The sequence below is a fragment of the Pedobacter sp. genome (assembly GCF_035317785.1).
Classification (GTDB): Bacteria; Bacteroidota; Bacteroidia; order Sphingobacteriales; family Sphingobacteriaceae; genus Pedobacter.
Genome location: NZ_DATHGC010000274.1, coordinates 1 through 15,858, shown reverse-complemented (window position 1 = coordinate 15,858; position 15,858 = coordinate 1). Strand labels below are relative to the sequence as shown.

The following is a 15,858-nucleotide window of genomic DNA, read 5'->3' as shown; positions in this document are numbered from 1 at the left end:
AGATTAAATACCTGGTTTAGGTTTAAAGATACTTTTTATGGTATGGGTACTACAGTGAAGCCGGTCAAGAAACTGGTAGACAGTGGTTTGTTGGGCTGGCCTTTGAAGGTGACTGTGGGCAAGCATACCGGTTACGACTGGAAGTTTTATTGGGTGGGTAAGGACAACCTGGAGCCTCAGCCGGTACCGCCCGAGCTGGATTACAATTCATGGCTTGGCCCAGCGCCCTATAAACCTTATAACGCGCATCGTGTTCACCAGACCTTCAGAGGGTACTGGGATTATGACGGTGGCGGTCTGAGTGATATGGGACAGCATTATATCGATCCTATTCAATACTTTTTGGGTAAGGATGATACCAATCCAATTTCTGTGGAAATAGATGCACCTCAGCAGCATACGGATGCGGTTGGCGTATGGCGCAGGATTACTTATACGTATGCTGATGGCTGTCAGATTATATTAGATGGTGAAGGAAAAGATACCAATGTTCCTTATATAGAAGGGCCTAAGGGCAAGCTGTATCCTGGATTTAAGTCTGATATTCCTGATCTGGAACGTAAACTGGCACAATTCCCTGATCCTGCTCCTGAGATTGTAGAATTTTCTGAGTCGGTGAGAACGAGGAAGAAGTTTGCCTTGAATGAAGAGAACGGGCACCGCTCGTGTAATATCGTAAACATTGGTCTCGCTGCGCTGAGATTGGGCAGGTCGCTGAAGTTTGATCCTGTGAAACAGGAGTTCGTAGATGATGAGGCGGCAAACAGGCTGCTCAATCCGGTAATGCGTGCACCTTTTTCTATTTAATTATCGGGAAGACCTGTTTTCATTCTATAAAAACTATTAGATTATAAATCATGATAAAGAGATTATTATTTGTCCTGCTGGCGATTGTATCATTTACTGATGCGGCTTTTTCCCAGGATAAAAAAGACGAAAGAACTACGACTACGCGTATTGCGGATTTGCTGGCGCAGCTGCCGGCAAAGGATGCTGCTCAGCTGGAGCGGAATATGAAGGAGGTGGCTGATCTTGGTGAGGAGGGTTATGTGACATTGATCAGCGGACTGACTGCGCCTGGCAAGGGCAATAATGCTTTGATAGAGTATGCTGTGGGTGGTTTTACTGCATACGCTACGAAAAGCGGCCGGGAGTCATTGAGAAGTATGGCGGTTGGCGCTTATACTAAAGCACTGGAAAAGGTGTCGGATAAACAAAATAAAGCGTTCATCATCAGTCAGTTTGACCTGGCGGGTAATGATGCTGCGGTGTCTGGTCTGGAAGTTTATTTAACTGATGAGCAGCTGGCGGATGAGGCTTCGAGGGCTTTGGCTAAAATCGGTTCTCCTGCGGCTGTGTCTGCATTGGTGAATGGTTTGGGCAAGGCAAATGGCAAGGCTAAGTTTGCTGTGGTGGAGGCTTTGGGACATACCAGTTCTAAGGTTGCTGCGGATGCGATTGCGCCTTTGGCTGCGGGTTCTGATAAGGATCTGGCAAAAGCGGGATTGTATGCGCTGGCGCATATTGCTGATGCTTCTTCTGCTGATGTGCTGGTTAAAGCTGCGGAGCAGGCTGGTTATAAATATGACCAGACCAATGCGGTGGCTGCTTTGCTGGTATATGCCGAGAAAAGGGTAGCCAGTGATAAAACGGGTGTAGAGAAGATTGCGAAGGCTATTTCAGAAAAAGCAACTGCGGATGATCAGGTGGATCAGCGCATCGCTGCATTGAAGCTGCTTTCTGAAACTCAGTCCGGTCAGCAGGTTTTGCTGGATGCCATGGGCGATCAACAGTTTGAGTTCCGCGCAGCGGCGGTTAGGTTTGCTGCTGCAGGTTTGAATGATGCCAATAGTGCAGAATGGGTGAAGAAACTAAAGAAAGCCGACGCGCCTACGCAAGTTTTGATCATTGATATGCTGAGCAATGTAAAATCTGCTTATCCTGCTTTTCTGAAGTTGTTCAAGAATAAGGATGCGGCAGTGAGGGCAGCGGCGTTTTCTGCTGCGGCAAAGACTGGCGGTGACGCTGCAATTGATCCAATGATAAAGGTGATGGGCAAGGATAGCGCTAATATTGCTGCTGTGTCTGGTACTTTACTGAGAATGAAGGGTAATAATGTCCCTGCAACGGTCGCTCCTAATATTCCAAAGGCAAAAGCTGAGGTACAGGTTGCGCTGATCAATGTTTTGGCGGCGCGTGCTGCGAGTGATCAGCTGGGTATCATCTCTGCTTCTCTGACCAGTAAAAAACCAGAGGTCAGAAAGGCTGCTTTTGCTTCTTTAAAACATATTTATACCTCGGGAAATAAGGCTGAACTGTTCAAATTATTGAATGAAACCACAGATCCTGGTGAATTGAGTGATGTACAGGCAGCGATCGTTGCGGTATATGAAAGTGGTACGGATGCTGATGCTAAAACGGCTGAAGTGATGGCTGAGATGGATAAATCTGCAGAGGATAAAAAACTGCTGTATTATAAGGTGTTGGCCAGCATTGGTGGTAAAAAATCGCTGGATGCTGTTTCTGCAGCTTTTAATTCTGGTAATGACGCGACCAAGAAAGCTGCACTCGATGCATTGTCCTCATGGGCGGATGCGGGTTCAGCTGATGAACTGATCAAAATAGCACGGACTACTAATAATGCTGACTTTTTAAATCAGGCGATTACTGGTTATCTGCGTTTGGTGAGAAAGGCGGATTATGCTGCTGAGGAAAGATTGTTATTGCTGCGTAATGCAATGGCTGTGGCGAAAACTCCGGCACAACAACAGCTGATACTTAAAGATGCAGAGCAAGCCAGATGCTTTAATGCAATTGTGTTTGCAGGTCAGTACCTGGATAATCCTGCATTGCAGCAGGCTGCTGCCAATGCGGTCATGAACATTACAATGGCTGGTGAGTACAATGGCGACCTTGTGAAAGGTTTACTAAATAAGACCATTGCAGTGATCACTGGTGGTGACGCGGGTTATCAGAAAGAGGGAATGCGTAAGTACATTTCCGGAATGAAAGCGGGCGAAGGCTTTGTACAGGTGTTTAACGGTAAAGATTTAACGGGCTGGAAAGGCCTTGTGGCTGATCCGATCAAACGGTCTAAAATGGACGCTAAAACACTGGCCGAGGCTCAGGTAAAGGCTGACGAGGCTGCTAAGGATAGCTGGAAGGTGGTAAACGGCGAACTGCAGTTTCAAAGCCATGGGGATAACCTGGCTACGGTGAAGAAGTATGGCGATTTTGAGATGCTGGTAGACTGGAAGATTATTGATGATAAAAAAGGAGAGGGTGATGCCGGTATTTACCTGCGTGGTACTCCGCAGGTACAGATCTGGGATCTTGCACGTACAAAAGTGGGCGCACAGGTAGGTTCTGGCGGTTTGTACAACAATCAGTCTAATCCGAGCAAACCCTTGGTTGTAGCTGACAACAAATTGGATGAGTGGAACACTTTCAGGATTTTGATGAATGGTGACCGTGTTACGGTGTGGCTGAACGGAGTATTGGTAACTGACAACGTGATCCTGGAAAACTATTGGGACAGGAACCTGCCGATCTTTGCGGAAGAGCAGATTGAATTGCAGGCGCATGGTTCACCAGTGGCTTACCGCGATATTTTCATCAGGGAGATCCCGCGTCCGAAACCTTTTGAGCTGAGCGCTGAAGAGAAGAAAGAAGGTTATAAAGTCTTGTTTGATGGTACCAATATGCACAGCTGGACCGGTAATACTACTGATTATGTGATTGAGGATGGTAACATCGCGATCAGGCCGAAACCGGGCAAAGGATCGGGCGGTAACTTATTTACTAAAGAGGAATTCAGCGATTTCATTTACCGTTTTGAATTTCAGCTAACTCCGGGCGCTAATAATGGTCTGGGCATCAGGGCACCTTTGGAAGGCGATGCGGCTTATACCGGTATGGAACTGCAGATCCTGGACAATGATGCGCCAATCTATAAAGATCTGCATGTTTATCAGTACCATGGTTCTGTTTATGGTACCATTCCTGCTAAAAGAGGCTTCTTAAAGCCTGTTGGTGAGTGGAATTATCAGGAGGTGATTGCAAACGGACCTAAGATCAAAGTGATTTTGAACGGAACGGTGATTTTGGATGGTGACCTTACTCCATTCCGGAAAAACGGTGCTCCTGATGGGAAAAACCATCCGGGATTGTCAAGAGATAGCGGACACATTGGTTTCCTTGGTCATGGTTCACCGCTTCAGTTCCGGAACATCAGAATTAAGGATTTAAGTAAGAAAAGCGTAAGTGCGAAGGTTGCAGGTGCGAAAGCGCCGGCAGGCAAGAAAGCTGTGGCTAAGAAGAAGTAACATTAAACGAGCAAAATAACAGGTTAAATTATGACTGAAGATAAAGCACATTCAACAACTGAAAATTCGAGAAGAAACTTTATTAAAACAACTGCCCTTGTAGCGGCGGGATTTATGATCGTGCCGCGTCATGTATTGGGAGGAAAAGGATTTTTAGCACCAAGTGACCGGCTGCAGCTGGCCGGCATTGGTGCGGGCGGAAAGGGAGAGAGTGACATTGCCGACATTGTTAAGGGGGGTAAAACAGACGTCGCTTTCTTATGCGATGTGGACGACAGAAGGGCAGCAAATTCGAGAAGAAATTTCCCTAAAGCAAAGTATTATAAAGACTATCGTGAGTTGCTGGACAAAGAAGGGAAAAATATTGACGCAGTAACGGTATCGACACCGGACCATACTCATGCGCAGATTGCCATGGCTGCCATGCAGCTGGGTAAACACGTTTATGTACAGAAACCTCTGACACACGATATTTATGAGGCACGTATGTTGACTGAGGCTGCGAAGCGGTACCAGGTAGTGACACAGATGGGCAACCAGGGTGCTTCGGGTGATGGCGTGAGAAGGTTGCAGGAGTGGTACGATGCCGGAAGGATAGGAAAAGTGCATACGGTTTATTGCTGGACAGACAGGCCTGTTTGGCCGCAGGGAATTGCCTGGCCGGCGGCAAAGGCAGAGGCGCCCAAAGAGCTGGACTGGGATTTGTGGCTGGGCAGTGCGCCATATAAAGAATACATTGACCATATGGTGCCGTTCAACTGGCGCGGATGGTGGGATTATGGTACCGGCGCAATAGGCGATATGGGCTGCCATTTGGTAGAACCGCCGTTCAGGGTATTGGGGCTGGATACACCCATCAGTGTGGAATGCAGTGTGGGCACTGTATATGTGGATGAGTTTAAACGGGGTTATTTCCCGGAAAGCTGCCCGCCTTCGAGTCATGTGATCATGACTTTTAACAAGACGGATAAGAAAAAGAATGACATACAGGTTCACTGGATGGATGGCGGCATTAAGCCGGAGCGTCCGGAGGAGCTGGGCCCGAATGAAAGGTTTGGTGACAATGGCGTACTGTTTATTGGCACTAAAGGAAAAATGATCTGTGAAACTTATGGCAAAAACCCAAAACTATTGCCTTTGTCAAAAAATGAATCCGATAAAACCAAGATCAGTATATCACGTGTGCCAGGTCAGGAAGCAGGCCATTATACACAGTTTGCGGAAGCGGCCATTGCCGGATACGGAAAGATGCAGCTGAGTTCTCCTTTTGAGATTGCGGGCCCGCTTACGGAGACCTTGCTGATCGCTAACCTTGCCATAAGAGGAACTGATGTACAGCGTAAGAACGCTGCAGGAAATATCAGTTATCCTGGCCGGGATATGAAGATGCTCTGGGATAAGGTGAATATGAAAGTGACCAATTTTGACGATGTGAACCAGTTTGTGAAACGGGAATACCGTCAGGGTTGGAGTCTGGGAGTTTAAACAGGACCTATGTCAACAGAAAACAGAAATTTAAGGGTATTGGTGGTCGGCTGCGGGAATATGGGCGCGGCCCATGCTACTGCTTACCATACTTTGGAGGGTTTTGAAATCTGCGGGCTGGTCTCGACCGGCAAGAGTAAGGAAGTGCTCAACGGGAAACTCGGCGGCGGGTACGCCTTGTATACCGATTTCTACGAAGCCCTGGAAACTACCAAACCTGATGCGGTCTGCATATCTACTTATCCGGATACGCACGAGGCATATGCTGTAAAATCATTTGAAAGCGGCTGTCACGTATTTATTGAAAAGCCATTGGCAGATACCGTTGAGGGCGCTGAAAGGGTAGCGGAGGCCGCTAAAAAAGCAGGTAAGAAACTCCTTGTAGGCTATATCCTCAGGTATCATCCTTCCTGGGAGAAATTTACTGAGCTGGCCCGGGAAATGGGTAAGCCTTTGGTGATGCGGATGAACTTAAATCAGCAAAGTCATGGCCCCAAATGGACGGTACATCGCAATCTGATGAAGAGCCTGAGCCCGATAGTGGATTGTGCGGTACATTATATTGACATCATGTGCCAGATGACCCGTTCGAGGCCTGTGCAGGTAAGTGCGATCGGGGCGAGGCTGACGGATGATATCCCGGAATGGAATTACAACTATGGTCAGCTGCAGATCCGCTTTGAAGATGGTTCTGTAGGCTGGTATGAGGCAGGCTGGGGGCCTATGGTCAGTGACAATGCTTTTTTCATTAAAGATGTTTTCGGGCCTAAAGGTTCTGTGTCTATTACTGCAAAAAAAGCAGGGGCTGTCGGGAATTCTGACAATATAGATGCGCATACGAAGACTGAGTCTATAAAAGTGCATTATGCTGATCTGGATGCTGATGATGAATTCAGCCGGGCCGACCAATGGATAGATCTGACTGATGAGCCCGGTCATCAGGAGTTGTGCAACCGTGAACAGCGTTATTTTTTGAAGGCGATCAGGGAAAATATTGATCTTGCTGAACCGACAGAAGATGCGCTAAACAGTCTGAAAATAGCCTTTGCCTGCGACGAATCGGTGAAAAATGGGCAAATGATCAAACTAAATATCAACAATACCTGAGTTTTTACTCAGATTGTATAATATTCATTTGGAGCAAATCCAATAATTATTAACTTTAAACCGTTATATCTAATAAATTTAAAATCTTAAACGAAGAAAAACATGGAAAAATTTTCAAAACTAAAAGCTCTTATTGCTGGTGTAGAAGCAGATGCAGACAAATTTTATAATTCAGGTAATGGTGCTGCAGGTACCAGGGTACGTAAAGCAATGCAAGATCTAAAAGGACTTGCTCAGGAGATCCGTACTGAAGTTACAGACAAAAAGAATACGAAGTAATCTTCCTTGAATTATATAGAAAAGCTCCCGATGAGAATCGGGAGCTTTTTTTATAGGTACTCAAAATCTTCGGTCTTTGGAAATCTTTCCAGTCCTGACTGAATTGCCTCGGGGGCAGGTCTGGCCAACTTTCTTTTAACCGTGTCAATCCAGCTGCCCTCCACTTTGATCAGCGCATGAAGCTTATCCTCTTCTGAAAGAAATTCATGCTGGATAACCCAGAAGGAAGCGTCTCTTTTCATTTTAAGTAGTTTAGTGACAATATGGATTCTGGAGTTAAGATGGATCTCTCTTTTGAATTCACATTGTTCTTTGAAAAGAACCGGACCGACATTTTCTGCTTTCATCAGTTCTATAGTGATGCCATATTGATGTAAGATATCAATTCTTTCCTGTGCAGCAAGGTCATAGTAGCTGCTGTGCCGGAGGTGAAAATTAGGATCCAGATCTGACCATCTTAAGCTTAGGTTCTTCATTTTGGGCGAGTGATTAATTGTGATGTAAAATTCGTATATTTTATTTTATGATCAGGCAACCTTATCAAAAAAAGGCTCGTAACTGTAAGTATAGATGAATTAAACTATTTACGTGGACGAATTACTTATTCAGGATTTAATTAACGGCTGTAGGAAAAAGGACAGAAAGAGCCAGAAAGGGCTTTATCAGATCTTTTACAGCTATTCTATGAGGATGTGTATCCGCTACGCAAAAGACAAGGATGAAGCTTTAGAACTCGTGAACGATGGTTTTATGAAGGTGTTTATAAATATCCATAAATATGATCCGGATAAACCGTTTAAGGCATGGCTCAGCACGATCATGATCAATTCGTCTATTGATCATTATAGAAAGCAAATAAAACGTATTGAAATGGAAGAATTGAATGCAAAACACGAAATGGAGGACAGGGAAAGTATTCTTTCAAAAATTCATTATGAGGATCTGATCAGACTTGTGCAGAAGCTTTCTGTGGCCTACAGGACAGTATTTAACCTGTTCGCCATTGATGGTTACTCGCATGAGGAGATAGCAAATATGCTTTCAATTTCTATTGGTACTTCAAAATCGAATTTATTTAAAGCGAGAGAGCAATTGAAAAGAATGTTAAAGGACACACATTTAATAGAAAATTAATAGACTCATGGAATTAAACGACAACGAGTTTGATGCCACCTTTAGGAAAAAGGTATTCGATGCTGATCCCCAGTTTGAGGAAGCGGCATGGGATAAGATGGAGCGAAAACTTAAACGCAGGGACCGGATCGTGTTTTTCAGAAAGTCTGCTTTGGTGTTGCTTGCATTGCTGGCCGGGGTATGGGGTTATTATTCTTTTGAAAAGATGCCTGATAAACGTATTGATCAGGTATCAAATAAGAAAAAAGAGCAGGTGAATAAAACAGCACCTGCGGATGAAAAGCTGGCGGATACAATTACTCCGGTTGTGATCCAAAATCAGCCGGTAGCAAAATTGAATTACAATCCTGATATGGGAGTGTCGGCCGAGGACATGGCTGGCAAGGAATTTAACAAACAATTGTCAGGTTCTGTCCTGATCAATCCGCTAGCTATTGATCAGCTTGACCTGAACGGCTTGACAATGACCGACATGGATCAGCGTATGAGGCCAGCAATGATTAAGAAACCAACTCCGGTTTCAAATAGCGGATCAGCTGATAAACAGCGGTTGAAAGTTAAGAGAAACTTGCCGTTGAGTTTGGCTATAAGCGCAGGGCCTGAATTTAATTCGGCGAGTTCGGTAGTGGGGGGTGACCCCGGGTTTAATGCAGGTTTAACTCTTGGTTTTGGAATTTCTAAGAAGTTAGACCTGCAGACCGGGGTACGGTACAGCATCAAAAAATACAGCGGCGCCGGAGGTATCAGGTATAGTTTTCCAAACACGAATGCGGCATGGCTGAAAAATAATTTAACAGGGCTGGATGCCACATGTAATGTGCTGGAAATCCCACTTGCGGCTTCATATAGGGTTGCAGACAATGCCCGTAGAAGTATAAATCTAAATGCAGGCATTTCCAGCTATCTGATGCTAAAAGAAGATTATGTTTTTAAATACGACAATCAATACGGGTCGGAAGCAGAAAGGACGCTGCAAAAAACCAATGCCAACCAGCACCTCTTGAGTGTGGTCGATCTGTCGGCTACTTATTTTATAAAATTAAAGAATAACAATTTAAAAATAGGGCTTGAGCCATTTATGAAGATACCGTTATCTGGTGTTGGAGAAGGTAACATTAACCTGAAATCGAGCGGGATATCATTAAAACTACGTTATGACCTGGACAAAAAAAATAATTAGAGTGTGCTGTCTGCTGGGTTTTGTTCTGCTCTGTACTGAGGCAGGCGCCCAGAGCTTTGTGAGCAAAAATGTGAGGATAGGAATGTTTTCTTCAACGCCATTGGAAGACATTAAAGCAGTTAGTGATAAGGGGACGGCGGTAATTGTTGCAAAAACAAGGGAAGTAGTGGTGCAGCTTGCTGTTAAAACGCTCGATTTTGACAGGAAATTGATGCAGGAGCATTTTAATGAAAACTATATAGAAAGTGATAAATATCCTCTGGCTAAGTTTAAAGGGCTGATAGATCAGTCGGCAGATCTTACTAAAGATGGAGATTATAATGTGAATGTGACTGGAGTGCTTTCATTGCATGGTGTGGACAAGCAGCGGACCATACCTTGTAAGATTGCTGTAAGGAATGGAGTGATTACTGTAGAAAGCCAATTTAAGGTCGCCTGTGTGGATCATAACATTGATATCCCAAAACTGGTATTTGCCAAGATAGCCGAATCCATCAGTATAAAACTAAACGGACAGTTTAATCAAGTAAAATAACTCATCATGAATAAGATCAAATTTTTGCTCATCACATTTTCGTTTCTGACACTTGGTTTAAAGAGTGTCAATGCCCAGGAAGCGGATTCACTTATGAAGACCCTGAACAGCAACACAGCAGCACCGCCGGTGGATGCTGTTTTTAAAGCAACACGGGTTGTTTTATCCCATTCGAGTGAAACTCAAAAGAAACATGACCTTGATCTGCGGATCCGCCACCACTTTGGAGATATAGGCGGAAAATTTGGAAGCGCCCATACTTTGTACGGACTTGATGTCGCCTCCGACTTGTTCATTGGTCTGGACTATGGTGTGACCAATGATTTTACAGTAGCCGTCGGAAGAAGCAAGCAGGATGAAATGTATAATTTTTCCGGGAAATATAAATTGCTGAAGCAGAAAAGTGATGGCGGAATGCCGGTGAATCTTACGGTGTTTGCTCAAATGGGCTGGGTTGCCCGTGAACCTTTTAGTGAAAGTGAATTTGCTCAGTATTCAGACAGGTTCTCTTATTATCTTCAGGGGATCATCTCCAGGAAGATCTCTTCCAGGCTATCACTGGAGGTCATGCCGGGTTATTTGCTGAGACAAAACCCCTCAGACCCTGAAGACCCGAATAATTTGTTTGTTCTCGGTTTTGCCGGCAGAATGAAACTGACCAAGCGGCTTTCGTTCGTCGCTGACTATACACTGGTAAATGGTCTTTCGAGGCCTGGCGATCTTGTCACTGACTATTATAATCCGCTTGGGGTCGGTTTGGAAATTGAGACCGGCGGGCATATTTTCTCTCTGAATTTTATGAATTCAGAATATATAGTGGAAAATAATTTTATTTCTAATACTAAAAAGTCCTGGAATAAAGGGGGTGTCCGTTTTGGATTTACCATTTCCAGAAATTTCACACTGTTTAAATCAAAGAACAAAGACCCGGATAAGCAATCAAAGATTTACTAAACTAAAAATCAAAACTATGGAACGCGACGAATTTCTCAAATCATTAGGATTGGGACTGGCACTGGTATGTACCGGCTCATGTATGTCCGGCTGCGGAAAAGGCAGCGACGGACCTGAAAAACCGCCAACAAATCCTCCTCCAGGCGGCGGAGGAGGGGGCGGCGGTAACACTGCTGTTGTAGACCTCGCCACTCAGTTAAAAGCCATCGGCGATCAGGCAACTGTAAGCGGGGTATTGTTTTTTCGAATTGCCGCAGGCGATGTACCCGGTTCATTTGTAGCCACCGAATCTGTTTGTCCGCACCAGGCCGGAAACCTGGTTTGGAAACAGGCTGCAAACAGGGTGGAGTGCCAATTGCATTTTTCTCAGTATTCTACTTCAGGAACAATTCTTCAGCAGCCTCAGGGGACAACAGGCAATACCAGGGCCCTGAAAATTTATAGTACAGCGGTAAACGCAGGCAAACTTACTGCGACAATTGCATAAACTAAGCCGGCAAACCTAATCATGCGTAAAGGACATCCTAATGTGGGGTGTCCTTTTTATTTATCAGAAGATGGGGTTATTATTATGGAATTTTAAGGTCATTTTGTATATTACTGCGTAATTAATAACCAAATACACAAATGAGCGAGTTTGAAATTAAGAAGTCAGCCACTGAGTATGATGCAGTAATTGTAGGATCTGGCGCAGGCGGAGGTATGGCAGGCTATGTGCTGGCGAATGCGGGCCTTAAAGTTTTAATGCTGGAAGCCGGTTCCTATTTTGATCCAAGAACGGATTCACAACAGTTAAAGTGGCCCTGGGAATCACCCCGGAGAGGCGCAGGTACGACCCGTCACTTTGGTGATTTTGACGCTGCGTATGGTGGATGGGAACTGGATGGCGAACCTTATACCCAAAAGGACAATTCGGAATTTTCCTGGTTCCGTTCCAGGATGTTGGGTGGTAAGACGAACCACTGGGGCAGGATCTCTTTGCGGATGGGCCCTGATGATTTTAAACCAAAAGACGGACTTACTGAGGACTGGCCAATTACATACCAGGAGCTAAAACCTTTTTACGACAAAATTGACCGTATGATTGGTATCTATGGTACCGTTGAGGGAATTGAAAGTGAGCCGGATGGAATATTTATGAAACCGCCAAAGCCCAGGCTCAATGAATTGTTTATAAAAAAAGGCGCAAAAAAGGCAGGTGTTAACGTGATTGCGGGAAGGGGCTCTGTGCTTACTGAAGAACTGAAAGGCAATAAGGACCGGGCGCCATGTTTTTATTGCGGACAATGCGGCAGGTCCTGTAAAGTCTACGGTGATTTTTCGGCTTCGTCGTGCCTGGTGATCCCCGCTGTTAATACCGGAAATCTAAAGGTCATCACCAACGCCATGGTGAGGGAGGTTCTTACGGATAAAACCGGAAAGGCCACAGGTATTTCTTATGTAAATACAAAAGATCTCCAGGAATATCAGGTCAATGGAAAGATAGTGATACTTGGGGCCAGTGCTTGTGAGTCAGCCCGTTTGCTGCTCAATTCTAAGTCTGTGGCGCACCCTAACGGGCTGGCAAACAACTCAGGAGTGGTAGGTAAATACCTGCACGATTCAACAGGAGCAAGTTTGGGCGGTTATCTGCCTCAGCTGGTAGACCGCAAAAGATACAATGAAGACGGTGTAGGAAGTGTACATATTTATTCTCCATGGTGGCTTGATAATAAAAAACTGGATTTCCCGAGAGGCTATCATATAGAGTATGGCGGCGGAATGGGGATGCCTGGTTATGGTTTTGGCTGGGGTATCGAAAACCTGAATGGAAAAGGCGGATATGGTGCTTCATTAAAGAAGGACTACAGGCACTGGTATGGTACCAGTGTTGGTATGGCAGGACGGGGCACGGCTATAGCAAGGGAGAGCAACTATTGCGAGATAGACCCGAACGTAGTGGATAAATTTGGAATACCGGTACTTAGGTTTAACTATAAATGGGCGCCGGAAGAGGTGAAGCAGGCAAAGCATATGCAGGAGACCTTTCAGGAGATCATGCATGGCATGGGTGCGGTCATTACATCAAATATACCGGGACCTGAAAGCAATTATGGTCTGGAAGCTCCTGGTAAGATCATACATGAAGTAGGCACGGTCAGGATGGGAGATGACCCTGATAAATCTGCGCTTAACAGGTGGTGCCAGGCTCATGACTGTAAAAACCTTTTTGTGGTAGATGCGGGACCTTTTGTGCAGCAGGGTGATAAAAACGCGACATGGACCATTCTTGCACTGTCTATGCGTACTGCTGAATACATTTTGCAGCAAAAAGAAAAATTAAATCTAAGCTGATCTAAATCAATAAACATGAACAGACGTGAATCATTAAGAGTATTGGGTTTAACTGCTGTAAGTACAGGTATTGTACTTGAAGCGTGCAAGCCAGGTAAAGAAACGGAAACAGTTGCCAAAGTTGATGAAGAAGTAAAGCCGGGAAGGCAGCCGTTTGAAACGGAGCGTGATAAGAAATTAAATTCCTATAAATTCTTCAGCGAGCACGAAATGACTACAATCGCCATTTTATCGGATATCATCATCCCAAAAGATGATAAATCGGGCAGTGCCACAGATGCTAAGGTTCCTGATTTTATAGAATTTATAGTCAAGGATATGCCTTCTCATCAGATACCAATGCGGGGCGGGTTGAAATGGCTGGATATTCAATCTCTGAACCGTTTTGGGAAATCATTTAAAGAGGTTTCTGCCGATCAGCAAATCGCTATCGTGGAAGACATTGCTTATCCGCAGAAAATTAAGCCGGGTATGCAGCCAGGTGTCAATTTCTTTAGCCTGATGCGCAATCTTACCGCTTCAGGATTTTTTACCACTGAAATCGGGATCAAAGACATCGGTTATATGGGCAATCAACCAAACATATGGGAGGGTGTACCCGCTGATGTTTTAAAACAGTACGGAATGGAGAATGTGTAACCGTAAATGAAAAGTATGAATAGAAAAATGATCGCCGTCTTGCTGGCGATTACTGTATTTGCCACAATTGCAAAAAGTGCTCAAAAATCACCAAGGTTCAAAGCTCTTGTACTTACTGAACGCGGAGGCAATCACGAGGGCTTTGTTGCAGCTGCACTGGAATGGCTGAATACCTTTGCTCAAAAAAACAATTTTGAGATCAGGGTGGTCAATGATGCCAAAGACTTTGATGAGACTTATTTATCAAATTACCAGGTCTTCATCCAGCTAAATTTCCCTCCTTATACTTGGAGTGAAAAATCGCAGGCGGCTTTTACAAAATATATTGAAGAAGGACGGATCGGCTGGGTAGGTTTTCATCATGCCACTTTACTGGGTGAGTTTGACGGATACCCGATGTGGTCCTGGTTTTCAAATTTTATGGGAGGCATCCGTTTTAAAACATACATTGCGGAGCGGGCCTCCGGGCAGGTTCATGTCGAGGACAAAAAGCATCCCGTAATGAAGGGATTGCCGGCTTCATTTACCATCCCTGACGATGAATGGTACATCTTTGATAAAAATCCAAGACCCAATGTAAAAGTGCTGGCAAATGTTGATGAAAACAGCTACAATCCGCCTTCAAATATAAAAATGGGCGATCATCCGGTCATCTGGAGCAACGAAAAAATGAAGGCACGCAATGTTTATTTTCTAATGGGCCATCATGCTAACCTGCTCAAGTCTGAAGAGTTTAAAATGATGTTTGGCAATGCCATTCTATGGGCAGCTGGCAAATGAAAAATATCCAGCGGATTTTATCAATTGACATCATGAGAGGAATAACTTTATTCCTCATGCTCTTTGTAAATGACCTTTATGAGCCTGGTGTGCCCAAATGGCTCATGCATACCGAAGCCAGTGCAGATGGTATGGGGCTGGCTGACTGGGTTTTCCCCGGGTTTTTATTTATGGTAGGGATGTCTATCCCTTATGCAATTGCATCCCGCCGAAAGAAGGAAGAGCCAACCCTCCAGATTTTCGGTCACATCGTCATCAGAACACTGAGCCTACTGCTCATTGGGGTGCTTATGCTCAATTCCGGTCGCATCAATTCGGAACTCAGCGGAATAGACAACAACCTTTGGGCAGTACTGTTATATGTCTGTATTTTCCTCATCTGGAATACTTATCCTCAAAATCCATCACGAAAATACCTGTATGGCGGACTAAAGATATTAGGAATTGCAGGTTTAGTCACGCTGGCAGCTATTTTTAAGGCAGGGGAGGCTAGTGATCCTTCCTGGCTCAGGATAGAATGGTGGGGTATTTTAGGCCTGATCGGATGGGGCTACTTTGTGGCGGCTACAGCTTGCCTGTTCCTAAACTCGAAACTCTGGTCCATTGCTTTTTTATGGGTAATCTTTATCGGATTAAATATCCTATCGCAATTGGGCTTAACCGGCTGGCTTAATTTTCTCAATCCGGTATTTGGCGTTATCCTTGATGGAAATGTTCCTTCAATCGTATTGGCTGGCCTGACAGTGAGCCTTATTCTGACCCAAAAGGAACCGGGTCTGAAAAAGATCGCAATGACAATTATGATTCTTGGAATTGTTTGCCTTTGTATTGGTTTCTTCCTGCGCAACTGGTTCATCCTTTCTAAAATATATGGTACACCCAGCTGGGCAATGGTGTGCAACGGGATCAGCATGCTGATATATGCGCTGTTGTTTTCTCTGATAGACATCAACGGCAAAAGCAGGTGGGCAATCCTATTTGGTGAAGCGGGCAAAAATTCCCTAACCACCTATCTTGCTCCTGATGTAATCTATTTCATTCGCTGGGGAATGGGTTTTGATATCTTTTTTTACAAGCAGGAAGCAAACCAATTGCTTGCCGTTGCA

The 15,858-nt window shown here is 44.8% G+C and carries 14 protein-coding genes and 1 pseudogene; 14 read left to right on the top strand and 1 reads right to left on the bottom strand.

Translation table 11 applies throughout. The features are described 5' to 3' along the window. The 5 genes and pseudogenes from VK541_RS17050 to VK541_RS17030 all read left to right on the top strand — a co-directional run. Window positions 1-807: pseudogene (locus VK541_RS17050) on the top strand (gfo/Idh/MocA family oxidoreductase); the annotation flags it as partial. A gap of 50 nt (window positions 808-857) precedes the next feature. After that, on the top strand, window positions 858-4,325 hold the full coding sequence (locus VK541_RS17045) for a DUF1080 domain-containing protein (protein ID WP_324371543.1): 3,468 nt from the start codon (window positions 858-860) through the stop codon (window positions 4,323-4,325). A 30-nt stretch (window positions 4,326-4,355) separates the two neighbouring features. Beyond that, window positions 4,356-5,810 (top strand): Gfo/Idh/MocA family oxidoreductase, encoded by a 1,455-nt coding sequence (locus tag VK541_RS17040; protein ID WP_324371542.1) that lies wholly within the window; start codon window positions 4,356-4,358, stop codon window positions 5,808-5,810. 9 nt (window positions 5,811-5,819) lie between these two features. Next, window positions 5,820-6,917 carry a Gfo/Idh/MocA family oxidoreductase gene (locus VK541_RS17035; RefSeq protein WP_324371541.1) on the top strand — a complete coding sequence of 366 codons (1,098 nt, stop codon included), beginning with the start codon at window positions 5,820-5,822 and terminating at the stop codon, window positions 6,915-6,917. Between the two features lie 102 nt (window positions 6,918-7,019). Continuing rightward, a complete protein-coding gene (locus tag VK541_RS17030; protein WP_324371540.1) occupies window positions 7,020-7,196 on the top strand; it encodes a histone H1 in 177 nt (58 codons plus the stop codon). A 50-nt stretch (window positions 7,197-7,246) separates the two neighbouring features. Here the strand turns inward: VK541_RS17030 and VK541_RS17025 are convergent, their stop codons facing one another. Further along, window positions 7,247-7,672: a thioesterase family protein gene (locus VK541_RS17025; RefSeq protein WP_324371538.1), complete on the bottom strand. Its 426-nt coding sequence runs from the start codon at window positions 7,670-7,672 to the stop codon at window positions 7,247-7,249. Window positions 7,673-7,784: 112 nt separating this feature from the next. On the opposite strand from VK541_RS17025, the gene VK541_RS17020 reads away from it, so the two are divergent. From VK541_RS17020 to VK541_RS16980, 9 genes are all read left to right on the top strand, one after another. Beyond that, on the top strand, window positions 7,785-8,330 hold the full coding sequence (locus VK541_RS17020) for an RNA polymerase sigma factor (RefSeq protein ID WP_324371537.1): 546 nt from the start codon (window positions 7,785-7,787) through the stop codon (window positions 8,328-8,330). Between the two features lie 7 nt (window positions 8,331-8,337). Then, complete coding sequence (locus tag VK541_RS17015) at window positions 8,338-9,510, top strand: hypothetical protein (protein ID WP_324371536.1); 1,173 nt, start codon at window positions 8,338-8,340, stop codon at window positions 9,508-9,510. Further along, the gene (locus VK541_RS17010; protein ID WP_324371535.1) at window positions 9,485-10,045 is read left to right on the top strand and encodes a YceI family protein; all 561 of its coding nucleotides are present in this window, start codon (window positions 9,485-9,487) and stop codon (window positions 10,043-10,045) included. The genes VK541_RS17015 and VK541_RS17010 overlap by 26 nt, the downstream gene beginning before the upstream one ends. Window positions 10,046-10,051: 6 nt before the next feature. After that, entirely contained in the window at window positions 10,052-10,999 is a 948-nt protein-coding gene (locus tag VK541_RS17005) for a DUF5777 family beta-barrel protein (protein ID WP_324371534.1), read from the top strand. A 16-nt stretch (window positions 11,000-11,015) separates the two neighbouring features. Further along, window positions 11,016-11,486 (top strand): ubiquinol-cytochrome c reductase iron-sulfur subunit, encoded by a 471-nt coding sequence (locus VK541_RS17000; protein ID WP_324371533.1) that lies wholly within the window; start codon window positions 11,016-11,018, stop codon window positions 11,484-11,486. A 140-nt stretch (window positions 11,487-11,626) separates the two neighbouring features. Next, the gene (locus tag VK541_RS16995) at window positions 11,627-13,333 is read left to right on the top strand and encodes a GMC family oxidoreductase (protein WP_324371532.1); all 1,707 of its coding nucleotides are present in this window, start codon (window positions 11,627-11,629) and stop codon (window positions 13,331-13,333) included. A gap of 15 nt (window positions 13,334-13,348) precedes the next feature. Next, window positions 13,349-13,972: a gluconate 2-dehydrogenase subunit 3 family protein gene (locus VK541_RS16990; RefSeq protein ID WP_324371531.1), complete on the top strand. Its 624-nt coding sequence runs from the start codon at window positions 13,349-13,351 to the stop codon at window positions 13,970-13,972. Window positions 13,973-13,987: 15 nt separating this feature from the next. Then, the gene (locus tag VK541_RS16985; protein ID WP_324371530.1) at window positions 13,988-14,752 is read left to right on the top strand and encodes a ThuA domain-containing protein; all 765 of its coding nucleotides are present in this window, start codon (window positions 13,988-13,990) and stop codon (window positions 14,750-14,752) included. After that, on the top strand, window positions 14,734-15,858 hold a 1,125-nt coding region (locus VK541_RS16980; RefSeq protein ID WP_324371529.1), incomplete at its 3' end, for a DUF5009 domain-containing protein. The genes VK541_RS16985 and VK541_RS16980, both read left to right, overlap by 19 nt.